This window comes from Haloferula sp. A504 (assembly GCF_044385805.1).
Classification (GTDB): Bacteria; Verrucomicrobiota; Verrucomicrobiia; order Verrucomicrobiales; family Akkermansiaceae; genus Haloferula.
On the sequence record NZ_JBISBU010000069.1, the window covers coordinates 1 to 24,091 of the forward strand.

22 protein-coding genes are annotated in these 24,091 nt (G+C 66.9%); 12 read left to right on the plus strand and 10 right to left on the minus strand.

Features of this window, described 5'->3' with window-relative positions:
* Nucleotides 1-93 precede the first annotated feature (93 nt).
* The 3 genes from pyrE to rplU all read right to left on the minus strand — a co-directional run bounded on the left by pyrE (nt 94) and on the right by rplU (nt 1,414).
* Nucleotides 94-648 (minus strand): orotate phosphoribosyltransferase, encoded by a 555-nt coding sequence (gene pyrE / locus ACG2LG_RS20960; protein WP_396262352.1) that lies wholly within the window; start codon nt 646-648, stop codon nt 94-96.
* Nucleotides 649-797: 149 nt separating this feature from the next.
* The gene (rpmA, locus tag ACG2LG_RS20965) at nt 798-1,058 is read right to left on the minus strand and encodes a 50S ribosomal protein L27 (protein ID WP_396262354.1); all 261 of its coding nucleotides are present in this window, start codon (nt 1,056-1,058) and stop codon (nt 798-800) included.
* A gap of 44 nt (nt 1,059-1,102) precedes the next feature.
* A complete protein-coding gene (rplU, locus tag ACG2LG_RS20970; RefSeq protein WP_396262356.1) occupies nt 1,103-1,414 on the minus strand; it encodes a 50S ribosomal protein L21 in 312 nt (103 codons plus the stop codon).
* A gap of 125 nt (nt 1,415-1,539) precedes the next feature.
* Here rplU and tsaE point away from each other — a divergent pair, with 125 nt between their 5' ends.
* Nucleotides 1,540-1,950: a tRNA (adenosine(37)-N6)-threonylcarbamoyltransferase complex ATPase subunit type 1 TsaE gene (tsaE, locus tag ACG2LG_RS20975; protein ID WP_396262358.1), complete on the plus strand. Its 411-nt coding sequence runs from the start codon at nt 1,540-1,542 to the stop codon at nt 1,948-1,950.
* A gap of 189 nt (nt 1,951-2,139) precedes the next feature.
* The gene (gene argB / locus ACG2LG_RS20980; protein ID WP_396262359.1) at nt 2,140-3,018 is read left to right on the plus strand and encodes an acetylglutamate kinase; all 879 of its coding nucleotides are present in this window, start codon (nt 2,140-2,142) and stop codon (nt 3,016-3,018) included.
* A gap of 195 nt (nt 3,019-3,213) precedes the next feature.
* On the opposite strand, the gene ACG2LG_RS20985 is transcribed toward argB, so the two are convergent.
* Both ACG2LG_RS20985 and ACG2LG_RS20990 read right to left on the minus strand, forming a co-directional pair.
* The gene (locus ACG2LG_RS20985) at nt 3,214-5,115 is read right to left on the minus strand and encodes a heavy metal translocating P-type ATPase (RefSeq protein WP_396262361.1); all 1,902 of its coding nucleotides are present in this window, start codon (nt 5,113-5,115) and stop codon (nt 3,214-3,216) included.
* 159 nt (nt 5,116-5,274) lie between these two features.
* Nucleotides 5,275-5,649, minus strand: coding sequence for a VOC family protein (locus ACG2LG_RS20990; protein ID WP_396262362.1), 375 nt, complete (start codon nt 5,647-5,649; stop codon nt 5,275-5,277).
* 123 nt (nt 5,650-5,772) lie between these two features.
* Between ACG2LG_RS20990 and ACG2LG_RS20995 the strand changes: the two genes are divergently transcribed.
* From ACG2LG_RS20995 to ACG2LG_RS21010, 4 genes are all read left to right on the plus strand, one after another.
* Nucleotides 5,773-6,210: a universal stress protein gene (locus ACG2LG_RS20995; protein ID WP_396262364.1), complete on the plus strand. Its 438-nt coding sequence runs from the start codon at nt 5,773-5,775 to the stop codon at nt 6,208-6,210.
* Nucleotides 6,211-6,278: 68 nt separating this feature from the next.
* On the plus strand, nt 6,279-8,078 hold the full coding sequence (locus ACG2LG_RS21000; protein ID WP_396262366.1) for a sulfatase: 1,800 nt from the start codon (nt 6,279-6,281) through the stop codon (nt 8,076-8,078).
* Nucleotides 8,078-8,866 (plus strand): ABC transporter ATP-binding protein, encoded by a 789-nt coding sequence (locus ACG2LG_RS21005; protein ID WP_396262368.1) that lies wholly within the window; start codon nt 8,078-8,080, stop codon nt 8,864-8,866. Before ACG2LG_RS21000 ends, ACG2LG_RS21005 begins: the two co-directional genes overlap by 1 nt.
* A gap of 41 nt (nt 8,867-8,907) precedes the next feature.
* Nucleotides 8,908-9,276, plus strand: coding sequence for a globin (locus ACG2LG_RS21010; protein WP_396262370.1), 369 nt, complete (start codon nt 8,908-8,910; stop codon nt 9,274-9,276).
* Nucleotides 9,277-9,363: 87 nt separating this feature from the next.
* Here ACG2LG_RS21010 and ACG2LG_RS21015 read toward each other — a convergent pair whose 3' ends face one another.
* The 4 genes from ACG2LG_RS21015 to ACG2LG_RS21030 form a co-directional block, all read right to left on the minus strand.
* Nucleotides 9,364-10,113, minus strand: a complete 750-nt coding sequence (locus ACG2LG_RS21015; protein ID WP_396262371.1) for an RNA polymerase sigma factor — start codon at nt 10,111-10,113, stop codon at nt 9,364-9,366.
* Nucleotides 10,114-10,153: 40 nt separating this feature from the next.
* Entirely contained in the window at nt 10,154-12,241 is a 2,088-nt protein-coding gene (locus ACG2LG_RS21020) for a protein kinase (protein ID WP_396262372.1), read from the minus strand.
* Nucleotides 12,242-12,329: 88 nt separating this feature from the next.
* Nucleotides 12,330-14,912: a protein kinase gene (locus ACG2LG_RS21025; protein WP_396262373.1), complete on the minus strand. Its 2,583-nt coding sequence runs from the start codon at nt 14,910-14,912 to the stop codon at nt 12,330-12,332.
* 25 nt (nt 14,913-14,937) lie between these two features.
* Entirely contained in the window at nt 14,938-16,398 is a 1,461-nt protein-coding gene (locus ACG2LG_RS21030; protein WP_396262375.1) for a lysostaphin resistance A-like protein, read from the minus strand.
* Nucleotides 16,399-16,474: 76 nt separating this feature from the next.
* Here ACG2LG_RS21030 and ACG2LG_RS21035 point away from each other — a divergent pair, with 76 nt between their 5' ends.
* The 6 genes from ACG2LG_RS21035 to ACG2LG_RS21060 all read left to right on the plus strand — a co-directional run bounded on the left by ACG2LG_RS21035 (nt 16,475) and on the right by ACG2LG_RS21060 (nt 23,316).
* Nucleotides 16,475-17,350, plus strand: coding sequence for a lysostaphin resistance A-like protein (locus tag ACG2LG_RS21035; RefSeq protein WP_396262376.1), 876 nt, complete (start codon nt 16,475-16,477; stop codon nt 17,348-17,350).
* On the plus strand, nt 17,347-18,216 hold the full coding sequence (gene thiL, locus ACG2LG_RS21040) for a thiamine-phosphate kinase (RefSeq protein ID WP_396262377.1): 870 nt from the start codon (nt 17,347-17,349) through the stop codon (nt 18,214-18,216). The genes ACG2LG_RS21035 and thiL overlap by 4 nt, the downstream gene beginning before the upstream one ends.
* 50 nt (nt 18,217-18,266) lie before the next feature.
* Nucleotides 18,267-18,734 (plus strand): tRNA (cytidine(34)-2'-O)-methyltransferase, encoded by a 468-nt coding sequence (locus tag ACG2LG_RS21045; protein WP_396262379.1) that lies wholly within the window; start codon nt 18,267-18,269, stop codon nt 18,732-18,734.
* 48 nt (nt 18,735-18,782) lie between these two features.
* Nucleotides 18,783-19,472 carry a spermine synthase gene (locus ACG2LG_RS21050; RefSeq protein ID WP_396262380.1) on the plus strand — a complete coding sequence of 230 codons (690 nt, stop codon included), beginning with the start codon at nt 18,783-18,785 and terminating at the stop codon, nt 19,470-19,472.
* Between the two features lie 193 nt (nt 19,473-19,665).
* Nucleotides 19,666-21,879, plus strand: coding sequence for a DUF1566 domain-containing protein (locus ACG2LG_RS21055; RefSeq protein WP_396262381.1), 2,214 nt, complete (start codon nt 19,666-19,668; stop codon nt 21,877-21,879).
* Nucleotides 21,880-21,960: 81 nt separating this feature from the next.
* Complete coding sequence (locus ACG2LG_RS21060) at nt 21,961-23,316, plus strand: hypothetical protein (protein WP_396262382.1); 1,356 nt, start codon at nt 21,961-21,963, stop codon at nt 23,314-23,316.
* Between the two features lie 8 nt (nt 23,317-23,324).
* Here ACG2LG_RS21060 and ACG2LG_RS21065 read toward each other — a convergent pair whose 3' ends face one another.
* The gene (locus tag ACG2LG_RS21065) at nt 23,325-23,621 is read right to left on the minus strand and encodes a hypothetical protein (RefSeq protein ID WP_396262384.1); all 297 of its coding nucleotides are present in this window, start codon (nt 23,619-23,621) and stop codon (nt 23,325-23,327) included.
* Nucleotides 23,622-24,091 lie beyond the last annotated feature (470 nt).

Genomic DNA, 24,091 nt, shown 5'->3' on the forward strand with positions numbered 1-24,091 from the left:
CAAACCGCTGACTGGACAGCCGGATGCGGGAGATCCGCACGTCCGGTTCGAAGGGAGGGGCGGCGCAAGCCAATGCGCCGTCCCTACCCCTATCTAAAGCAACGTGCTGCGGGAGTAGAGGGCGAGGACGGGAATGCCGCGCGCTTCGATCGCCTGGCGTCCGCCTTCCTCGCGGTCGACCAGCACCAGGGCGAAGGCGACCTTGCCGCCGGCCGCCTCGATCGCGTCGATCGCCTTGAGCGTCGAGCCGCCGGTGGTGATGACGTCGTCGACGACGATGATGGTGTCGCCTTCCTTGAAGTTGCCCTCGATCTGCTTGCCGCGGCCGTGGCCCTTGGGCTCCTTGCGGACGGTGAAGACCTGCAGGGCCTCGCCGGGGTGCAGGCGGGCGGAGGTCATGCCGATGGCCAGCGAAATGGGGTCGGCACCCATGGTCATGCCGCCGATGGCGTTGATCTTGAGGCCCTCGTTCTGGATCCGCTCGCGGACGGCGGCCCAGCCGATCTCGCCGACGAGGTTGGCGCCGACCGGGTCGAGGGTGGTCACGCGGCAGTCGATGTAGAGGTCGCTGGTCTTGCCGGAGGCGAGGGTGAAGGTGCCGGTGCGGACGGACTTTTCGAGGAGGAGGGCTTTGAGGGCGTCGCTCATGGCGCGAGCGTAGCGCGCGAGTGCCGAGTGAGAAGTGCCGAGTGAGAAGGCGTTGTCATGCAGGCTTGAAACCTCGCGGTCCATTCCCACAAAAAACCGCCGGCCCTTTCGGGACGACGGTTTTTGGGTAAATCGGTGAAATCCGCGCTTCAGTTCGCGGCGACTTCGGCGGGCTTGACGTTCACCCGGCGGCCGTTGCGGTCGAAGAAGACGTTGCCTTCGACGCCGGCGTGGATGGTGTGGTCCTTGCCCATGAAGACATTCTTGCCAGGGTGCCACTTGGTGCCGCGCTGGCGAATGATGATCATGCCGGGAACGACGACCTCGCCGCCGTATTTCTTCACGCCGAGACGATTCGAGCGGGAGTCGCGACCGTTCTTGACGGAGCCTTGTCCTTTCTTGTGAGCCATGACTTAGGAAGGTCTAATGATGAATTTCCGAATGACGAATGGATTCAGCCTTCGATCGATTCGATCTCGATCTTGCTGAGCGAGCGGCGGTAGCCCTTGGTCTTGTGGTAGCCCTTGCGGCGCTTGAACTTGAAGGCGATGCCTTTCTTGCCGCGGAAGTTCTGAACGACGGTGGCCTTGACGCTGGCGCCTTCGACGATCGGCGAGCCGACCTTGATGTCGCTGCCCTCACCGATGATGAGCGGGGCGAACTCCAGGATGGTGCCTTCGTCGAGATTCAGGTTCTCAACGTCGAGCTTGTCGCCTTTTTCAACGCGGTACTGTTTGCCGCCGGTTTTGATCACTGCGTAGGCCATGGCCGTGTGGGGTAGAAAAATGAAGCCCGTCAAGCGGGCGGGCGGGGAGAACACCACAGCCCTCTGGGGCGGGCAAGGCAATTTTTTGAAATCGACGGCACCGGCGGATCGGCTTTGCTGCGGGGGTGGAACGGCTGATTCCGGATGAGGCGGCGATGGAGGCTCTGGGGCATGAGATCGCCTCGGGGCTGGCGGGTGGGGAGATTCTGGCGCTGGTGGGCGGCCTCGGGGCGGGGAAAACGCGCTTTGCCAAAGGCCTGGTGGCGGGACTGGGTCATGCGGGCGAGGTCACCAGCCCGACCTTTGCCCTCGTCCACGAGTACCGGGAGGGTCGCCTGCCGGTGTTTCACCTGGATTTCTACCGTCTGCAGGCAGCGGAGGAGCTGGTGGGGATCGGCTGGGACGAAATGCTCGCCGAGGGCGGCGTGGTCGTCGCCGAGTGGGCGGACCGTTTCCCCGAGCTGGTGCCGGCCGAGGCGCGGGTGCTGGAGTTTAAGGTGGTGGATGGCGGGCGAGTGGTGCGGGAGCGGGGATGAAGAAAGGACCGCGCGACGCTGTCGCGCATGGAGGGGCTCACCCGGATTGCCCGAAGGAATGCCGCCGGGCATCCGAGCCGGCGCTGGTCCTGTTTACGGAGGTCAGCCGCTCTCGCTGTTCGATGCGCGACAGCGTCGCGCGGTCCTTGCCGCCGCTGCGACGATCTCTTACTCTCCGAGCCCCGAGCCATGAGTCTCCGCGAACCGATCGACAAAGCCGAAGCCCTGATCGAGGCCCTGCCCTACCTGCAGGCCTTCCGCGGCAAGACCTTCCTGATCAAGATGGGGGGCTCCGCGATGGAGGATCCCGAACTGGTGCGCAAGGTGATGCGGGACATCGTGTTCCTCGAGGTGGCGGGCATCAACCCGATTGTTGTTCATGGCGGCGGCAAGGCGATCTCCGCGGCGATGAAGGAGGCGGGCCTGGAGGCCGAGTTCGTCGGCGGCTTCCGGCGGACCTCCGACGAGGCGATCGCGATCGTCGAAAAGGTGCTGTCGAACGAGATCAACCCGGGCCTGGTCCAGATGATCCGCGAGTTTGGCGGCAAGGCGACCGGAATCCCGGGGAACGATGTGTTCCTGGGAGAGAAGATGCACGTGAAGGACGAGGCGGGGAATCCGGCGGATCTCGGTCGGGTCGGCGAGGTGGTCGGCTGCCGGCCGGCCTCCTTCGATGCGGCCCACAAGGCGCAGATCGTGCCGGTGATTTCCCCGCTGGCGGAGGAGCTGGCGAGCGGCAGGGCGCTCAACATCAATGCCGACCTCGCGGCGGCCGCTCTGGCCAAGGAGCTGCGCGTGACCAAGCTGGTCTATCTTTCCGACGTGCCGGGCCTGATGCGGGACCCGAAGGATCCTGCAACGCTCATCCAATCCGTGAACCGCGAGCAGGCCGAAGCGCTGTTGGCCGACGGCACGATCTCCGGTGGCATGATCCCGAAGATCCGCAGTGCGCTCGACGCGCTCAATGCCGGCGTGCGCAAGGTCCACTTCATCGATGGACGCCAGCCGCACTCGCTGCTGCTGGAGATCTTCACCCAGAGCGGCATCGGCACCGAGGTCACGCGGTAGGGAGTGGCGCTCTCCGAGCGCCATGGCGGGGCGCGGCGGCCTTCAGACCGCGGAGTGCAGGTCGCCTGATCTGCCAAGTGGAATGCCCCAATCAGGGGTCGCAAGATCGAAGTCGAGGGGGCGGACTCGAAGTGCGGACAGGCGATTTTTCCTGAAGCCGGGCGCAAGGTGCGATCGGGAGATCGCCGAGCCCCGTCATGGCGCTCGGAAAGCGCCACTCCACAACAACCGCAGGCTGTTGAGCACGACGATCACCGTCGAGCCCTCGTGGCCGAGCACGCCGAGGGGAAGCGGGATGGCACTGCCCAGCGCGGCAAGTCCGAGCACGACCACCACGCCCAGGGAGATGGCGAGGTTCTGGCGGATGATCGTCCGGCAGCGGCGGCTGAGCTCGAGCGCCTCGAGGATGCGCTCGAGGCGGTCCTGGGTGAGCACGATGTCGGCCTGCTCGAGCACGGCGTCGCTGCCGCGCAGGCCCATGCCGATCGAGACGTCGGCGGCGGCCAGGCTGGGGGCGTCGTTGACCCCGTCGCCGGCCATCGCCACCCGCTCGCCCTGCTCCCGCCAGCCGCGGATGGCGGTGACCTTGTCTTCGGGGTGCAGCCCGGAGCGCCAGTCACGCAGGCCGAGTTCGCGCCCGACGAGTGCGGCGGATTCCTCGCGGTCGCCGGTGAGCATGGTGACCTCGATGCCGTCGTCGCGGAGTTGGCGAACGGTGTCGACGGCCTCGGGTCGGGGCGCGTCCCGGAGCAGCAGGCGTCCGGCGAGATCGCCGGACTCGACCAGCACCTCGGTGAGGCCGGGTTCGGGATCGGGGAGGTTCTGGAGCGGGCTGCTTTCGGCGAACAGCGCCCGGCGGCCGAGCACGGTGTCGCGGCCCCCGACCGCGCCGCGGAGTCCCTTGCCGGCGATCGACTTGAAGTCGCTGCTGTCGAGCCGCGGGGCTTGGCGCTTCAGCTGCGCGGCGACGATCGCGCGGGAAAGCGGGTGGGTGGAATGACGTGAGAGGGCCGCCGCGACGGCGAGCAGATCGTCTTCCCCGCCGCCGCCGAGGACCTCGATGCCGGTGAGTTCAAGCTCGCCGTGGGTGAGCGTGCCGGTCTTGTCCACCGCGAGGCGATCGATGGTCGCGAGATTCTCCAGCGCCACGCCGCCGCGGAAAAGGATGCCGCGGCGCGCGCCGGCGGCGATGCCGGTGAGGACGGCGCTGGGAATGGAAATGACCAGCGCACAGGGCGAGCAGACCACCAGCAGGGTCATGGCCCGGTAGAAGGCCGAGCGTCCCTCGTCTTCCGGGACAAAGGCGGGGATGCCGAAGGTGAAGTGCCAGATGAGGAACATCGCCAGCGCCAGCCCGAGGATGCCGATGGTGTAGCCGGTGCCGAAGCGGTCGGTGAAGCGCTGCGACGGCGCCTTGCTGGCCTGGGCCTCGCGGATGAGGCGGATGATCCGGGCGTGGGCGCTGTCGCCGGGCGGGCGCAGGACCTTGGCATCGAGCCGGCCCCAGGTGTTGAGTGTCCCGCTGAAGACGGTGTCGCCGGCCTGCTTGCCGACCGGCACCGCCTCGCCGGTGAGCGTGGATTCGTCGGCCGCGCTCTCACCGCTCAGGATCAGGGCGTCGGCGGGGAACTGCTCGCCGGGCAGGATGCGGACGACCGTGCCGGGCACCAGGGCCTCGATGAGAATCTCGCGGGTCGTGTCGTCGGGCAGCACCTCCAGTGCCTGCTTCGGTGCCTCGCGGAACAGGCTGCGGATCTCGCGGTCGGTGCGCGCCATCGCCATGCCTTCCAGCGCGTTGCTCAGCGAGAAGAGGAACAGCAGCGCGGCGCCCTCCCACCAGGCGCCGATGAAGGCCGCGCCGAGGGCGACGGCGAGCATCAGGAAATGGATGTCGAGCCGGAAGCGCTTGAGCTTGCCCAGGGTGTCCAGCGCGGCATCCCAGCCGCCGGCGAGGTAGGCGGTGGCGTAAAGGGCGGTGGCGATGTTCTCCAGGCCGGGAAACCGCTGGGCGAAGATTCCCCCCAGCGTGGCAAGGCCGCAGACGACCGCCGAGGCCAGCAGCAGCGGCCACGGGGGCTCGCTGGAGTTGCCACCCATGGCGGCAGAATCGGTCCTCGCGGGAAGGCTTGCCAAGCACGACGTGCGGATTGCTCAGCGGATTTCCTTGGCCTCTGCTTGCGGCGGGCCGCCGCCATCACGGCCCCTCCTTCGCCAAGGCTACGGCGGCCAGGCTGCCCCGGGCCGGGGCAGCCACCCTCAGCGTTCGAGGATCTCGACCTCGTAGCCGTCGGGGTCGGTGACGAAGGCCATCTTGCGCTCGCCCGAGGTGAACTTTTCGCGCCAGCCGCCGGGCCAGATCTCGATCCCGTCCTTCTCCAGCTTGTCGCAGTAGTCGACGATGTCCGGGACGCCGACGGCGATGTGCATCAGGTCCTCCGGGCACTGGGTCTTGTAGTCCTCCGACCAGGTCAGCTCGAGGAAGGCGTCGTTGCCGGGCAGCTCGAGGAAGGCCAGCTGGTTGCCTTGCGGCGAGCCTTTCCGTTCCTTTTCGACGAAGCCCAGTTTCGAGTAAAAAGCGATCGATTGGTCGAGGTCCTGAACGCGGATGCGGGTGTGGAGGAACTTGATCATGAAGCGAGCGTGGACCGGGATCCGGGGCTTGTCATGGCCGAATCCCGCATCGTTTGCGATTCCTTCGGCAGGGACTCGTTTGCATCTGGCCAAGCCCGGGATCTGCGGCTAGCGTGGGAGACCATGAAAACGATCGTTGCTGCCATTGATTTTTCGGATGCCACCGATCTGGTCGTCGAGACTGCGGTGGCACAGGCCAAGGCCTTCGGTGCGGAGCTTCACCTCGTCCACGTGCTCGAGCGCGAACCCGCCTACACCGCTTATGGATTCACTCCGGACGAGTTCCCGGCCATGCACACCTTCCACGAGGAAGCGGGTCGCCGGGCGAAGAAGCGATTGGATGCGATCGCCGCCGACGTTGAGGGCGTGCAGCGCCATCTGGTCGACGGCAGTCCGCTGCAGGCCCTGCTCGACTACGTGAAGGAGAACGGGGCCGACCTGATGGTCCTCGGGTCCCATGGCCACGGCATGGTTGCGTCCCTGTTGATCGGCTCGGTGGCCGAGGGCATGGTTCGCAAGGCCGTGGTGCCGACGTTGGTGGTTCCCGTGACCGCCAGCTGAGTGCCGATCCGCTGAATCCGCTGAGGAATTCGATTGTCAGCCCCGCGGCTGCGGTGGCTTAAGGGTGCATGCGCATTCTCGCCCTCCTGCTACTCGCGATCACCGCCCGGGCGGCGGACAAGCCGAACATCCTGTGGATCACCAGTGAGGACAATGCCGCCCACTGGCTTGGCTGCTACGGCAACCAGCAGGCGGCCACCCCGCGCCTCGATCGCCTCGCCGAACAGGGCAACCGCTTTCTTCACGCCTACTCGAATGCACCGGTCTGCGCGGTGGCGAGATCGACGATTCTCACCGGCGTCCATGCCCCCAGCCAGGGCACCCAGCACATGCGCAGCCGCCATGCCATCCCGGCGGAGTTCAAGCCCTACGTCACCTACTTGCGCGAGCAGGGTTACTACTGCACGAATGCGTCGAAGACCGACTTCAACATCAAGGGCGACGACCGGGCGATCTGGGACGAATGCTCGGGCAAGGCGCACTACCGCAAGCGGGCGGAGGGCCAGCCCTTCTTCGCGGTCTTCAACTTCACCGTCTCCCACGAGAGTTCGCTCTTCCCCGGCAAGCGGGCCAAGCCGCCCTACCGCCTGAAGCCCTCGGAGATCGACCTGCCGCCGCACCTGCCCGATCTGCCGGAATTCCGCGACGACTTCGCCGCCTACCACGAAAAGCTGAGTCAGCTCGATGCCCAGGTCGGCAAGGTGCTCGACGACCTGGAAAAGGCGGGCCTCGCCGGGGACACCATCGTCTTCTACTACGCCGACCACGGCGGCCCCACGGCGCGTGGCAAGCGCTACCTCAAGGACACCGGGGTGCGCGTGCCGATGATCGTGCGGGTGCCGGAGAAGTGGAAGCACCTTTCTCCCTTCGAGCCGGGCGCGACGATCGATGAACCGGTCGCCTTCGTCGATCTGGCGCCGACGCTGCTGTCGCTGATCGGCATGGAAAAGCCCGCCCAGATGCAGGGGCGGGCGTTCCTCGGAGAACACCGGACGCCGCCGAAGGACGGCGTGTTCCTTTTCGCCGACCGCTTCGACGAGATCTACGGCATGCGTCGTGGATGGACCGACGGGCGCTGGAAGTACATCCGCCGTTTCACGCCGTACCTGCCGGCGGCACCCTACAGCTACTATCAGTTTGGCCAGCCGTCGTGGGTGGCGTGGCGCAAGGCGTGGCAGGAAGGGACGCTCGACGAGGCCCACCGGCGCATCTGGGAGACACCGCAGCCGGTCGAGGAGCTTTTCGACCTCGAGGCGGACCCCTGGGAGATCCGCAACCTCGCCGGCGACCCGCAGCATGCCGACCGCCTGAAGGCGATGCGGGAGCGGCTCAAGGCGAAGATGGCCGAGGTCAAGGACACCGGGATCATCCCCGAGCCGATGTTCGAAATGCTGTGCCCGGATCTCCCGGTGGCGACCTTCGCACGGTCCGAGGATTTTGATTACGATGGCGTGCTCGATCTCGCCTTCGTGGCCACTTCCGGCGAACGCGGGGAGGATCAGCGCCTGCAGGAGGCACTGAGATCCGACGACCTGGTCAAACGCTACTGGGGCCTGGTGGGCAGGCTGGTGCGGGAGGATGCGGAAGGGGTGCGCCCGCTGCTCGAGGACGACGCTCCGGTGAATCGCGTGCTGGCCGCCGAAGTCCTGGACGCGGCCGGGGAGACGCAGATGGCGGAGAAGGCGCTGCTGGCGGAGTTGGACAAGGATGTCGGCGACTACTCGACGCAGTACCTGCTCAACGCCCTGACCCGTCTGGGAGTTTCGGCAAAGGTGCCGGACGCCTGGATCGAGGAGGCCCTGAAAGGGAAGCGTGGGAACGACTACGTGAAGCGCTTCGCGCAGCGGCTGCGCGAGGAACGGAAGTGATGCAGACGGTGCTCGAGCTGGCGAACGCGACCGTGTGGCGCGGCGACGACGCCTCGATCGCCGCGTTGCAGGAGGTTTCGCTGAGCTTTCGCGAGGGGGAAAGCGTCGCCATCCTCGGGCCGAACGGCTCGGGCAAGAGCACGCTGCTCCAGGTGCTCGCGGGATCGCTGCGGATCGAGGCAACGGAGGACGCGGACTGCCGGCTTTTCGGCGAGGAGTTCTGGGACATCGAGACCCTGCGCCATCGCATCGGCCTGGTAATGCCCGAGGAGGTCTCGCGCTTCGATCCCGACGAGCCGGCCTTCCAGGTCGTGCTGTCGGCCTTGCGCGGATCCTACGGCGTCGTGCCCGGCATGCGATTTTCGATCAAGGATCGCGAAAGAGCGTCGCGCGCGGTGGATGCGATGGGGGCCGAGGAACTGGTGGAGAGGCCTTTCGGTCGCTTGTCCTCCGGCGAGAAACGCCGCTTCCTGATCGCGCGGGCGCTGACCCACGACCCCGGCGTGCTGGTTCTCGACGAGCCGACCACCGCCCTTGATTTCGCGGCGTCGGCCGGCTTGCAGAAGGTCCTGCGGAAGTTGCTCAAGCGGGGTCGGACCCTCATCTGGGTGACCCATCATCCCGGCGAGATTCCCCCGGAGATCCAGCGCGTGGTGATGCTCAAGGAAGGCCGGGTCTTCGCCGACGGGCCGAAGAAGGAGGTGCTCACCGACCCCCGGCTGTCGCGGCTCTTCGGACTGCGGCTGAAGGCGACCTGGTCCGCCGGCTGGTGCGAGGTGCGGGCTTGAGCATTCGCGGACCCGCCGTTATCGCCGGGGGTGTGGAAAGCATGGAGCAACGCGTCGCGGATGAGGTTGGGGGCGAGGGGATCGCCTCGATGGTGGCGGCATTTTATCGCCGGGTGAAGAAGGACGACCTGCTCGGTCCGATGTATCCCGACGACGACTGGCAGGGTTCCGAAGACCGGCTGAAGATGTTTCTCAAGTTCCGGCTGCTCGGCGATCCGGGCTACACCCTGCGCAGGGGGCACCCCCGTCTGCGGATGCGTCATGCGCCCTTTGCCATCGGCGAACCGGAGCGGGATCGCTGGGTGGAGCTCATGGGGGAGGCGATGGACGAGTGCGGCATCGAAGGCGAGGTGCGGGAGCAGCTCGACGCCTTCTTCTATCAGGTCGCCGATTTCATGCGGAACCAGTGAAATGAGGAGAGCGGCTTTGGAAGCCGCTGCATACTGCCGGTCCAGACAAGCGGCTTGCAAAGCCGCTCTCCCCAGTCCTTGCTCCCTTCAATCCGCCTGCAGCGCCTCGATGAGGTAGCGGAGTTCCTCGGCAATTTCTTCCTCGGTGTCCACGGTCTCGGCGATCTCCCGGCGGATCGCGTCGCCGAACTTCTGCCGCAGCCGGTGGATGGCGACCTTGATGGCTCCCGGGCTCATTTGCAGCTCCGCGGCGGCGTCGGCCTGCGAAAGGCCTTGGACGTCGCCGACCAGCCACGGCTTGAGCACTTCGAACTGACGTTTCTTCGCCGTCTCGCCGAAGGACTTCTCCACGGTGATCAGCCCCCGCTCCATGACAGCCAGAGCCCAATGCCGGTCGAACCAGGCATCGGTCGGCGTCGCGCCGGCGTCGGGCAATTGCATCTCCGGCGACGTTTCGCCGTCGCGGGATTCGATGGACTCGATGATCGCATCACCACCGCGCTTCTGGCGTCCCTCTGCCCGGCGCCGGTCGGAGAGGAAGTGCTTGAGTGCTCCGAGAATGTACGAGCGGAAGCGGCCCTTCCCCGGGTCCGCCTTGTCGATGGCCTGGCCGGACAGGAGCCGCGAGAAGAACTCCTGCGCGAGTTCTTCGCTTTCGTCCTCGTCGCGACCCTCGCGGCGCAGGAAGCGATAGACCGGCGTCCAGTAGGCTTCGCATAAATCTCCGAGCGCCACCCGGGCCTCGGGTGCATCGCCACGGGCCCGCATGACCATCGTCCAGCGAGTGGTGTGGAACGCTTGGGCTCCGGACTGGGCGAAGGTCTTGATCTCAGGCATGGCGTCGGGGTGATCGGGTCATGGCACCGTCCATCGGCCATCACCGTTCGAGCAGGCGAACTTCGAGCCGGAGCACACCGTTCAGCTCGGTCTTTCCATCGACTTCCTCTTCGAGCCTCGCGATCGTGGCTTCGTAGGTTCCCGCAGTGGCGAGCGGAACGTCGAGTCGCTGGTTCTCCGGCACATTGAAGTTCCATTCCGCGAAGTCGGTGTCGGCAACCATGAATCCGCTTTGACCGGTGCTTCCGACAAGCGCTGCAATCCCACAGTGGACCTCCTCGGAATCGATGATGGTGCCGATGTGGAGTCGGCAAGTCTCAAAATCCTCGACCCTGATGCGGGTCCGCCTTTGGGCCGGTTCCCAGGGGCCGACCTGGCTGTATCGCTTCGGATTGCCCTTGCCGTCGTAGAGCGCCAGGCGGAATTCGGCGCGGAAGCTGTCGTGGATCTTCAGTGGCAGGATCACCTCAGGCCCCCCGCGATGCCAGTTCATGCCCGAGGATTCAACCACGGCGTTCATTTCCCAGGCAGCCATCATCCGTTCCGACTCCCGCTTCACGGCTTCAACCTGCCTTTCGGCGTGAGACATTCCAACTTCCGGTTCCGGCAGAAAGCGGGGGATCGTCAGGAGGAGGATCGGTCCCGCGAGCGCCAGCAACACCACGAGCGCGAGTCCACGGCCCATTCCCGGGAAATCGCGGCCACCATCCTCACGGGGCACCCCTCCCGCCCAGCGGCGCAGGGTGCGAACGAGCACGAACGCCGCGAGGAAGGCGGGCAGGATGAGAAACACGATCAGCACCCATGGCCCGAAGGAGATCCCGCCGCCCGAGCCCGGCATCGGCATCATCAGGAACTGCGATCCGACCATCGGTATCATGAGGATGAGCCAGCCGACGGTCCCGAAAACCGCCAGACCCAATCCTGACGTCCTCCCGCCCGAGCGCCGGATCCCCGTGAGTGCGACGCAGCCGAGGATGAACCCAACGATGGCGACGATGGCGCTCAAGCTCAGGCCGATGCCCCCGATCACCTTGGTGACCTTGTAACTGAAGATGGAGCCGCTGGTGAGGATGGCCGTCGCGATCAGGATCGCCAGGCTGACGCCGGTGAGGGTGGCCGACGACAGGCTGCCGGCGGTGCCTCCGGCATCGCGGTCGGGTGCCGGTGCGGCAGGGGGTCGGGGGCGCTCGGCCACGGCGCCGACCTGGGTCATGACCTCCTCGGCCGACTGGAAGCGGGCCTGCCGCTCTTTTTCCAGGGTCCTCAGAACGATGTCGTCGATGCGGGCGTCCATCGCGGCCTTCTGGGAAGGCGGGGCGAAGCGTCCGAGGGGCAGCTCGCCGGTGAGCATTTCGTAAAAGACGACCCCGAGCGAGTAGATGTCGGCCCGCTGGTCGATGTCGCCCGGCGTTTCAATCTGCTCCGGGGCCATGTAGTGGGGGCTTCCCAGCACCGAGCCCCGCAGGGTGAGGGTGACGTCCGGGCGATCGTCCTCACCGACCATCTTGGCGATGCCGAAATCGGCGATCTTCACGCGGCCCTTGGAATCGATGAGGACGTTCTCCGGCTTGATGTCGCGGTGGAGGATGCCCTCTTCGTGGGCGAACTTGAGGGCCGAGCAGATCTCCTCGACCATCGCCAGCGACTCGGCGGGACTGAACCTTCCGGCCTGCATCGCCTGGCGCAGGTTGACGCCGTCGACCAATTCCATCAGCAGGTAGCAGTAGGGGCCGGCGGTGCCATAGTCGTGGATGCCGACGATGTTGGGATGGCTGAGGCGTGCCAGGACCTTGGCCTCGCGGTTGAAGCGCTCGGTGAAGGACGGATCGGCGGCAAGATCATGGGAGAGGATCTTGAGGGCGACCATGCGGTCGAGCTGCGGCTGCCGTGCCTTGTAGACCGCGCCCATGCCACCGGTGCCGATCCGTTCGAGGACTTCGAGATCCGGGAAGTGCGGTGCGATCTCCTGCACGGATGGAGGGCTGCCCGCCTTGTGGCCGGTGCTGGTGGCGCTCGGGGTGGCGGCGGCACCTTCAAGGACGCATTTCGGGCAGAGGCCACCCGGGCTGTCTCCGGGAATCTCGGAATGGCATTTCGGGCAGTGGGATGGTTCAGATGGGGTCATGTCATCCGCTTCCTGAGCCGTTGGCGGCGGGAGGTTACACCTTTCGAGGAGTTTTTTATCCCGGCGGGATTTCGGGCCGGGGCCCGGATCAATCCGTCATCGAGTCGACCCATGCATCCAAGTCTTCGGCGTCGGCGGCGAAGCGCTGCAGCTTGTCGGCGAGGGCGCCCTGGCCCCTCTCGCGGGCTTCGTTGGCCGACTGGAGCAGGCGGGTGACGTAGGCATCGCGCAGCCTGCCGAGCTTGCTCTCGTGTGCTTCGTCGATCTCCTGCTGCTTGGTGTAGCAGTAGGTGCAGACCTTGCCCATCTGCGGTGAAAGTTGGACCGGGTTGTCGGCACCGAATTGTTCAGGCGCGGGGACGCGGTTGCCCTGCACCATGGCCTTGAGCCCGTCGACATGAGGCTTCCACGCCTCGCGGTCGGCGAAATTGAGCCCGCGGAACCAGACGTCGAGGTCCCAGCTGAAGGTGCGCGCATTGGCGGCAAGTTTGTCGTCCCGCTCCTTGATGGCCTGCTCGACGAGTTCGCCGGCCTTGGTCCGGAGTTCCGCCAGGCCGGGGTCGGCATTTCCAAGATCCTCGGGCCGGGCCTCGGCGGCTTCGGCATCCTTGCTCCACTCGATGATGAATCCCGAGGCGGTCTCCTCCGGGTCGGCGTCGTGCCAGCCGTCGCCGGGCATCAGGACCAGCGCGGACTCGTTGCCACCGGCATCGGCACCCCAGCGTGCGAATTTCCACTCCTCGCCGGTGTCCCAGGTCCAGACTTCGCCCTCGCGGGAGGCACCGAGCCAGAAACCCTTGGGCGCGTCGAGTTCGGCAACCCGGGACTCGAGCCAGTCGGCCTCGATCTCGGTGGCGGGCACGGCGAGGATGCCGCCCGCCTGCCGGGCCAGCTTTTCGGCTTCGCGGCGTTCCACGTCGCGGCGGATGATGGAAAAGTAGCGGGCGTCCTGCGACTCGGTGCCGGGGGGGAAATTCGGATTCGGGGCGTCGAGCGTCTCGCGGGTCCGGCCGAGCATGGCGGCGAGGGTGGCGGGGTTCGACCCGTCGCGCCGCCACTCGATGATGAAGGGGAACCGGTCGGTCCGGCGGCGGGCGCGGAGCAGACCGAGGCCGTTGATGGTGGCGTAGTTGCCGGCCCCCGGCGGATCCTTGGCCAGCGACCAGTCGGTGCCGTCGATGTTCACCCAGCGCCCGCCGACGGAGCGCCCGGCACCGATCCAGAGGCTGCCGTTTTCCGGCACCAGCTCTTCGAAGCCGGTGATGTCGTCGGTCGAGTGAACGATGGCGAGGTAGCCGCCGTGATCCTCGGCGAAGGCGGCCGCCTCGTGCCAGCTGAGCGGTTTCTCGACCACGAAGAAGTCGCGCTCACCCTTGCGGATCGTGCCCTTGGGCATTTCGGCACGACCTCCCCGGGCGAGTTCCGTGCGGAGGCGCTCGAGGGTTTCCATCGGCGTCTCCACTTTGGGAGGCTCGACGTCCGGTGGTGGCGGGGTCGGCGGTTTCTGGGCATTGCGCCGGGCTTCCTCGGCGCGGCGCCGGGCCTCGAGTTCCGCCTGCTTGCGCGCCTCGTACTGCTCCCTTTCGTAGCGGGCCTTCTTTTCGGCATTCTCCTTCTTCTTGCCTTCGTAGGCCTTCCAGGCGAAGCCGATGGCGACCAGCAGCACCGCGATGATGAGCAGGTTGCGGATGATGGCCCAATTCGAGCCGGAACTCATGGCAACCTGGGGTGCCGGCGCGGCGCCCGGCTTGCCGGCCGCGGGATTTCCCGGCAGCGGTTTTCCTGGAAGGGGTCTCCCGGGAGTGCGGGGGGTGGCGGCCAGCTTGGGGGTCGGCGAGGTGGCGGCCGGTGGCGGGGGCCCGGCACTCTTGGGGCCGGGATTCCTGAGCCAGCCCTCGAGCTCCGCGGCCATCTCGGCGGCGGAGGCGTAGCGGCGGTTCGGATCCGTCTCGGTTGCCTTGCGCCAGATCTTGTCGAGGCGCAGGTTGCCGGTCGGCTTGCGCTCCTCACCGGGGGCGAGGTCGGGGCGTTGTCCGGTCACCAGTTCGTGAAGGATCACGCCGACAGCGTAGAGATCCGCCCGCTCGTCGGCGGACTCGTAGTCTTCCAGGAACTCGGGGGCCGAATAGCCCGGCGTGCCCATGACCAGTCCGGGGCCGTCGTGGCCCGCCGGTCGCGCCAGCCCGAAATCACCGATCTTCGGTTCCGCCTTTGGGGTGAGGAGGATGTTGGCCGGCTTGATGTCGCGGTGGATCACGCCGCTTTCATGGGCGTGGGCCAGTCCGCGGCAGATGCCCGCGACGATCTCGACGGCCACCTTCGGATCGATCTGCTTGTTCCAGGCGGAATGGTAGAGCGACTTGCCGTCGACATACTCCATCACGATGTACGGCATGCCGTCGACATCGCCGAAATCGTAAACCGAGATCAGATTCGGGTGGTTGAGGCGTGCCATCGCCTTGGCCTCGACCTCGAAGGACGCGTGGAATTCCGGGTCGGCACCCAGCTCGCGGGGCAGGATCTTCACCGCCACGTCGCGATCCAGCGACCGTTGGCGGGCTCGATAGACCGCGCCCATTCCACCCTGCGCGATGAAGGTCTGGAATTCGAGGTTGGGAAGCAGGGCGGCAAGCTGCGCGAGTTCCGGGGCCTGGAAGGATTCGTGACTCATTTACGAAGCGGGCGGTCCGTCGTCATCATGATAGCGGAGTTTGGTAAACGATCCATTCCGGAATCTTGATGGCGGCGTTGTAAAGGGCGTGGAGCACGATGGCGGTGAGCAGCGCCCGGCTGGAGACGTAGGCGAGCGCGCAGGCGGCGCCGACCATGGCGACCATGATCAGGCTCGGCCATGTGTAGAAGTGGACCAGCGAGAAGACAATGGATGAGATGGCGACCGCCGGCCAGATCTTCAGGCGGTTCGCCAGCGAGCGGAACAGGACGCCGCGATAGACGATTTCCTCGGCGACGGGTGCCGCCAGGCAGGCGGTGGCGATCCCGAACGCAAGACCCCAGGGCCCGGACTCTTCCGGGCTCAGGCCGCCGGTCGGGTCGATGGGGCCGGAGGCGTCGATCGTCATCCGCAGGCCGAACTCGATGATCTGCAGGATGGCGAAGGAGCCGAGCACCATCCGCCCGTCGAAGGGCCCGGCCAGACCGAGGCGGCTGATCGCGTGCCGTGGCCGCCGGAACATCAGCCCGAGCGCGATCAGCGCGGGGAGGAACATCGAGACGGTGGCGACGGTGAGATACACCGGCGGCGACATCACCGGATCCTGGCCGGTCGCGACCAGGCCCAGGCCCTGGCTGTAGAGGTTGCCGAAGCCGACGAAGGCGAGGTAGGCGAGAAGGAACACCCCCAGCCCGAAGGACAGGTGCCAGCGGTGGCTGTAGTTGACCGGCTCCCGGGTGCGGCCGGCGCGGAAGAAGGCGAGCAGGGTGCCGGGGATGAAGATCAGGCCGCCGAGTCCGAGGGCGAGCACCACGCCGCGCGACTTGATGGCATTGCCGACAAGGTGGCGGGTGCGGGAGTCGACCAGCTTCCCGGCGTAGTCGTTTTCCGGAATGTCGAGGGCCTCGAGGTAGGCCATGTCCCACCAGTGCTCGCGACCGTGGATGATCCGGGAAATCACCTCCTCGGGCGGGGGCGGAGCGGCCAGGCCCAGTTGCGCGAAAGGAGCGGCCGCCGCATTTCCATCTCCCTGAAGCGCGATCATCACCCCGAGCGCAAAGGCCCCTTCATCGCCGATCTCGCGGGTCGCCTCGTCTTCGTCGTGGCGGTGGCGCGAGCGGACCAGCAGCTCGAAGGACTCGATCTGGCGGTCCAGCGTCTGCGACAGCGGATCGATGCCGAGCAGCGACTGCACGAAGGGCGGCAGGTGCCGGGTGCCCTCGGCCAGGCGCAGGTCCCGGTCGGCCTTGCGCATGGTCAGCTCCCAGGTCTGGACCGGGTCACCGGCGAGATGGGGGACGCGCGGGCTGCCGAGGTGGTTGTCCCACAGCCACACGCCGAAGAGGAACAGCAGAAGGAGCAGCAGCGGCTCCGAGAAGCGGCGGCGGCTCAGCTTGCGATAGGGATTGTCGGCGGGCGAGTGAATGGCGCGGGACGGGCGGGTGACGCGCGCACCGTCGGTCGAATCGCCGCCGGGGGCAAGCACGCGGAGTCGCTTTCCACTGGCGGCGGGGGAGTGCCGCGCGCAAAGTCCGCGCGTGCCTCCCGATTTTCAGTTCTGGATGAGTGCCGGGTTCCTGGTGCTGGCGTTGCTGGCTTTTGGCGGCGGGGTTTTCATGCAGCGCGCGCAGCCGCCCCGGCCGCCCACCGTGCCTCGCGGTCCCGGCCTGGGAGGCTGGCGCGTCGCGGAGGGGATCTACCTGCCGATGGACCTCGGCGTTGTCGGGTTCCTCGTCGTCTTCTACGGGATCTTTCCCCTGGCGGCCACGCTGGTGCCGGCCACCGGGCAACCGGTCGAGATCGGCGTGCTGGTGCTCGCGGTGAATGCCGCCGTGCAGTTTTTCCTCATGGCGATGGTCATCGGCGTCGTCGCGTGGCGCCAGCATCCGGTCCAGTGGCTCGGCCTGCGCTGGCGGCCGGTGCCGGTGGTGCTCACGGTGCTGATCGTCATCGGCGCGGGGATGCTGGCGACGGTGGCGACCGGGTTTTTCGCCGCCGGGCTCGAGTTGGTGGGATACCAGGACTGGCTGCTCGCCCAGCTCGGCCACCAGGAGTTGGAGGATGCCGCCCAGGATGTGGTGAAGGCCTTCAAGGAGGCCGGCGACGATCCGGCCGTGCTGACCATGCTATGCCTCACCGCCGTGGTGGTGGCCCCGATCACCGAGGAAGTGATCTTCCGCGGCTACCTGTATCCCGTGGCGAAACGTTTCGCCGGTCGCTGGGCGGCGGTGGCTTTCAGTTCGCTGCTTTTCGCGATGGTTCACCAGAATTCCATCGCGCTTCTGCCGCTGGCCTTCCTCGCGGTGCTGCTGGCCCTGTCCTACGAATGGAGCGGGTCGATCTGGGCGCCGATCGGCATTCACATGTTCTTCAACGGCACCACCGTCTTCCTCGAGGTCGGGCAGCTGCTCGAGTGGTTCACCCTGCCGGAGACATGAAGCGCCTGCGCGACATCGGAGAGGACGCCTTGATCGACCGCCTTGTCGCGGGTTTCCCGCAGGAGGGCATGATCGCCGGCCCCGGCGACGACTGCGCCGTGATCGATCCGGGTCGTGGCCGGCTGCGCCTGCTCAAGACCGACGCGATCGTCGCCGGCGTCCACTTCGAGCCGGACACCCCGGCGTCGAAGGTCGGCTGGAAGGCCGTGGCGAGGGTGGTGAGTGACTTCGCCGCCATGGGCGGACGCCCGGAGCATCTGATGGTGACCGTGGCCCTGCCCGCCGACACGCCGGTGCGCTGGGCCGAGGCACTCTACCGCGGCGTGAAACGCTGCCTGGATCGTTGCGGCGGGGTGCTGGCCGGAGGCGAAACGACCCGGGTCCCCGATGGTTCGGCGGCGGTCATTTCGGTATCCGGCGAGGGCAGCGTGGCACGGGGAGCGGTCGTCCTGCGATCGGGAGGAAAACCCGGCGACCTGCTGGCCGTGACCGGCCGCCTCGGTGGTTCGATCGGGGGGCGCCACCTCACCTTCCAGCCCCGCCTGAGCGAAGCCGAATGGCTCGCCGCGCATGGAGCCACGGCCATGATGGATCTCTCCGACGGACTCGCGAAGGACCTGCCGCGACTGGCCAGGGCGAGCGGCTGCGGCGCGGTCGTCGAGCGCGAGGCCCTGCCGCGCCACCGCGGCTGCACGATTGAGCAGGCCATGACCGACGGCGAGGACTACGAGCTGCTGGTCGCGCTCGAGCCCGGAAAGTGGAAAGCGGACACCTGGCCCGCGGATTTTAACCCGCTCACCGTCATCGGACGGCTGGCCGAGGAGGGCGAAACCTTCGCTGGCGGTTGGGATCACTTCGGGCGATGACCCGCACCGTCCGTTGCCTCCAGAATCTGAAATCCGACATCTAACATTCCATGTTTCACATCGTCCTGGTCGCCCCCGAAATTCCTCACAACACCGGGGCCGCCGGACGGCTGGCGCTGGCGACCGGGTCGCGACTGCACCTGGTCAAGCCGCTGGGCTTTTCACTCGACGACAAGCACGTCCGCCGCACCGGGCTCGACTACTGGCACGAGGTCGACCTGGAAGTCTGGGAGAGCCTGGAGGAGCTGGTCTCGACGGCCGAAATCGGCAGCCGCTTCTGGTACCTGAGCACCAAGGCCGGCACCGGCCTGTGGGAGGCGGGTTTCCGTTCCGGAGACTATCTGGTCTTCGGGTGCGAGTCGCGGGGACTGCCCGAGGAGATCGTCCGCGAGGCCGGCGGCCGGGCCGTGCGCGTGCCGATGCGCCCGGGTGGCACGCGCAGCCTGAATCTTTCCACCGCCGTCGGCATCACTCTCTACGAAGCGCTGCGCCAGAGCGGGGGAGACGGGCTGGCGTAGGTCCCTTCAGGCTTGTCCGGGCGCGCCATCCACCGAGGCTCCGAATTCGTGAAACCCTACGTTCAACTCGCCGAGGCCCGTCTTGCCGATGGCACGCTGTTCTCGCTGCACCGGCACGACGGTCACTTCTACCTGAAGAACGACGGACGGGAATTGATGAGCACCCGGCTGACGCATTCCGAGGAAATGCTCGCCGACCTCGGATGCGCGCATTTGGCGGAGGGCGAAGCTTCGCGGGTTCCGCATCCCAAGGTGCTGATCGGTGGTCTTGGCATGGGCTTCACGCTGCGGCGGGTGCTTGAATTGATCGGCCGACCCGCCACCGTCGAGGTTGCCGAGCTGATGCAGGAGATCATCGAGTGGAACCGCACATTCCTCGCCGAGCACAACGGCCCGATCCTTGCCGATGAGCGGACACGGGTCTTCGAGGGCGACCTGTTCGACTGCCTCGCGAAGCACGGCAGGGGAAGCTTCGACGCCATCCTCATCGACATCGACGACGGCCCCGACATGCTGATCACCGGGGAAAACGAGCGCCTCTACACGCCCTCCTTCCTCGCCCGCATCCGCGAAGCGCTCGCGCCGGACGGTCGTGCCGCCTACTGGATGGCCCATCCGACACCGGCCTTCGAGAAGATGCTCAAGCGGGCCGGGTTTCAGGTCGAAGCCCATCCGGCCAAACCCCACGCGAAGTCCAAGAAGCCAAGGCACTGCATCTACGTCGCGTACCGTAGATAGTGGGGTCCTGATACGCTAAAGCAGGATCTCGGTCACCGGCTTGACCGGCTCGACGCCGGTCAGCCGCTGGTCGAGGCCCTGGTGCTTCACCGACTTTTACGCAAGCTTAACAGTATTCCGCGGCTCTGACATCAAGGCTTAACATGCGGGTGCTGTGCTGGGCGGTGATGTGAAACAAACCATCTCCCGCGTCATGACAACACCCCGCACCAAGTCCAGCAGCACCGTCGCCAGCACGTTCGGAGCCCTTGCCCTGCTGGCACTCGCCCTGCCCGCCAACGCCAATGACATCTCATCGGCCTCACCGACCGTCGTGGAAGCCGGATCGGGCAGCGTCACCGTGACTTTCACGATCGACTCGTCGGTCTTCCCGCCACCGCCACCCGCAGGAATCGCGCCGACGAGCGTGACGCTCGGAACGCTCGAGGGCGGCTCGATTCAGCATGCCAGCCAGTTCGTGGTGGAGGCGAGCTTCAGTGTGCCGTCGGACACCGCTCCGGGGTTTCCCGGCGCGACCATCGTCTTCTCCACCCCCCAGGGCACGCTTTCCTACACGGGGGACGGGCTTGTCGAAGTCGTCGCGGCTTCCGGTCCGCCTGCGGCATCGTTCGCCTTCACGCCGGGTTCGGGCGTGGCTCCCCTGAGCGTGGCCTTCACCGACGCCTCGACTGGCGTGGTCGGCAGCCACGCGTGGTCGTTCGGCGACGGCGGGAGCAGCAGCGACGCGAATCCCGTGCATGTCTTCACCGCTCCCGGGGTCTACAGCGTGAGTCTGACCGTGACCGGCCCCGAGGGCAGTGATTCGACCACGCAGGCCGACGCGATCACGGTGATCGATCCGGATATCCTGGTCGGCACCTACCCGGTCGTGGACACCGGCCAGACGGCCTGCTTCGACAACAACGGGGAGATCGTGCCGCCAGCCAGCGGGGCGGCATTTTACGGTCAGGACGGCCAGCATGCCGGCAACGCACCGAGCTTCACGCTGAGTGCCGACGGATTGACGGTCGCCGACGAGGTCACCGGCCTCACCTGGGTGCGCGATCCGGATACCGACGGGGATGGCGACATCGATGCCGACGACAAGATCCTGCTCGGCGATGCGGATGCCTACGTGGCCCAGCTCAACGCCGACAACTTCGGCGGCTACAACGACTGGCGCCTGCCCTCCATCAAGGAACTCTACTCGCTGGTCGATTTTCGCGGCACCGACCCCAGCGGCTACACCGGGACCGACACCTCGGGGATCACCCCCTACATCGACACCGCCTACTTCGACTTCGGTTTCGGCGACACGGCGGCGGGTGAGCGTCTCATCGATGCCCAGTATCTCAGCTCGACGGAGTATGTGAGCACCACGATGGATGGAAATGCCACGGTCTTCGGCTTCAACTTCGCCGACGGCCGGATCAAGGGCTATCCACAGTCGAAGGCGATGTACGTGCGCTGCGTCCGGGGCAATCCGCTCTATGGCCTCAACCACTACTCGGACAACGGCAACGGCACGATCCGCGACGAGGCCACCGGCCTGATGTGGATGCAGGCCGACAGTGGGACCGGGATGGACTGGCAGGAGGCGCTCGCCTGGGCGCAGGCCCGGAACGACGAGAACTACCTCGGCTTCGATGACTGGAGGCTGCCGGACGCCAAGGAACTGCAGACCCTCTTCGACTACGACAACGCCCCCAGGCACAACGGTCAGCCGGCGATCGATGCCGTGTTTTCCTGCACGTCCATCAGCGGCGAGGACGGTTCGCTGGATTACCCGTTCTACTGGACCGGCACCACCCATGTGACCTGGACCGGCAGCGGCGGCTGGGGGGTCTATCTGTGCTTCGGCACGGCCTACGGCTACTGGAACTCGGTCTGGCAGGATGTCCACGGTGCCGGCGCCCAGCGCAGCGATCCGAAGCATGACGACGGCACCGACTACTCGGCGGGGCACGGTCCGCAGGGCGACGCCGTGCGCATCGACAACTTCGTGCGCCTCGTGCGCACCATGCTGCCCACCGATGACAGCGTGGGCGACGGCATTCCGGACGCGTGGCGCCGCGAACACTTCGGTGGCACCGGAACCACCGTGGATTCCGATTCCGAAGCCACGGCGGATCCCGACAAGGATGGCCTGAGTAATTACGACGAGTATGTCGCCGACACTGATCCCAACGACGGCGGCTCGTCGTTCTCGTCGGAAGGTGCGATGAACGCATCCGGCTTCAGCGTCTCCTACGAGTCTTCGGCGGAACGGCTCTACACCCTGTGGCGGTCGGCCGACCTCTCCGCCGGTTCATGGCAAACGGTGGCCACGCAGATCAACATTCCCGGCACCGGGGGGGCGGCCTCCCTGATCGATTCCGATCCATTGACTCCCGCCGGCTTCTACCGGGTCGAAGTCAAGCTGCCCTGACGCGATGCGCGGGCGACCAGGATCCACGCGGAGGCTCGCTTCGCGCTTTCCACGAACCCGGATTCCGGTTTCGGTGGCGGGGTGATTCGGGTTGGTCATCCACGGTGGGTCGGGGCGGCTGCGGCGTTTGTCGTGGCGGCCTTCGTGGCCACGGTGGGGCCGCGGGTCGGCTGGATGGAGAAGATGGACCGCGGGCTGCTGGCGATGCTGTCGGGTGAGGACGGCAGGATCGTCGGTGAGGGCACGGCGGAGTCGCCGCGGGCGGTGGAGCGGCTGGAGCCTCCGGCTTCGCTGCCACCACTGCGGGTGCTTTTTCTCGATGACGACCCCGACCGCTACTTCGAGCACACGCCGCCACCGCCGGCCGACCTGATGGTGGTGCTGGCTCGCCTGCGCGAGGCGGGGCTGGAGAGCGTGGGCTTCGGCTATCCGCTGCAGTGGGAAAAGCCGGACACGCTGGCGTTGGAGGCGATGCGCGGGACGATGGATCGGTTCGACCGGGCCGTGATCGGCTACGTGGTGAAGGACAGCACGGCTCCGGTGCCGGTGCCGCCGCCGTTCCTGCAGGCCTCGATGCCCTACGGGGCGGTGAACGGGGACCGGACCAAGCTGCCGGTGGTCAACGGGGTGGTGGGACTGGCCCCGGAGTTCGGCGGGGAGCGGTCGTGGGCAGGCTTCACGCGCATTGAGACCGAGGGCGCCGAGGAGCGCCGCGCCTACCTGCTGGCGCGCTGGTCCGACCGGGTGATCTTTTCGGTGCCGCTGGCGCTCGAGATTGCCCGGCTCGGGCTGTCACCCGACACCGATGTGAGCGTGCGCATGGGCCACGAGATCGCGCTTGGTGCCCATGGCCCGCGGATCCCGATCGATTTTCGCGGCCGGGTCGATTTGCCGGACGAGGCGCCAAGTCGATCGGCGGCCCCGGCGACGGTCGTGATTTCCGAGGAATTTCCGGAGGGGTTCCTGGCCGGGGAGGGGCCGCTGTTCTTCACCGATGAGCGCCTCCTGGGCGACAAGGCCAACCGGCTCTGGGCGCAGCGCCTGCCTCGGTTGGATGCGGCGGTTCGGGGGGCTCCGACCCTGACGGGCCGGACCGAGATCCCGCATTGGCCGGTGGCGGCGGCGGTGATCCTCGCGCTGGTGCTGTCGGTCGGCGGGGCCTGGCTGGCCGGGGAAGACGGTCTGCGCCGGCGCATGGGTGTGGTGATTGCCTTTGGCGCCGCCGTGGGTCTGTTGCTGGTCGCGATGCTCCGCGGTGGCATTGGCGCTCCGATGCCGCTGGCGATGCTCAGCGTGCCGGTCGTGCTTTTCGTGGCCACCCTGTTGCTCGATGCGGTGCCGACCGTTGAAGTCGTGCGTGCTGCGGACGAGTCGGCCGCGGGGAAGACGGCGCAGGCTTCGGGCAGGAAGAAGCGGTCCCGGCGGCGGAAGCGCTGAGCCTTTCCTCAGCGGAGGGTCCGGGCGATCGCGTCGTACATCCGCTGAACCGTGCCGCCGGTGCGCTGCACGGTTCCGGGCGCGTTGTCGTAGGTGCGCTGGACGGTCTCGTATGTCCGGCCGACCGTCTCGGTCGTGCGGCCCGCGGTTTCGTAGGTGCGGGCCGCGATCTGCTCGCGGTCCGCGTAGGTGCGGTTGGCGGCGGCCACCGTGCGGTTCGCGGTCCCGACGGAATTCCTTGCGGTCGTGCACGACACCAGGGTGCCGGCGAGACCGAGGGTCACGGCGAGAGCGATTGCCTTCATCGGGGGCAGCCTAGAACCCCGACAGCGAGGGTCAATGCAGCATTTTCCCGCCCCGAATCCTACCCCGGCCGGCTGTCGAGCTGGAAGACCTGGCCGGAGTAGCCCAAATTGCCAACGGGATGTGAGTTGGTCGGCCCAGGGGCCGACTGCGACCGGGGGGCACCAACAACGCCGGGGAGTTCCTCGAAAGCATCCAGCTCATCGCCAGATTGCGCGGCGTGCGAACCGGCAAATACCACTTCAAGACCAAGCCCGGCCGACCCCACCCCGATCGTCCTCACCGGAAACCACATCCCCGACACCATGCGCCGCGCCGCAGAGTGGAGCGCGGAAAGACACGGACTGAGGAAATCGAAGGAGCAAGACGGCTCGTTCCGTCCAAACTACCATGAATGCCGTAGCCAAATGGTGAAATACGACTGTGACTCCATCCAGAATGCGAAATGCGAGGACCCCTTCGATCTTCGACG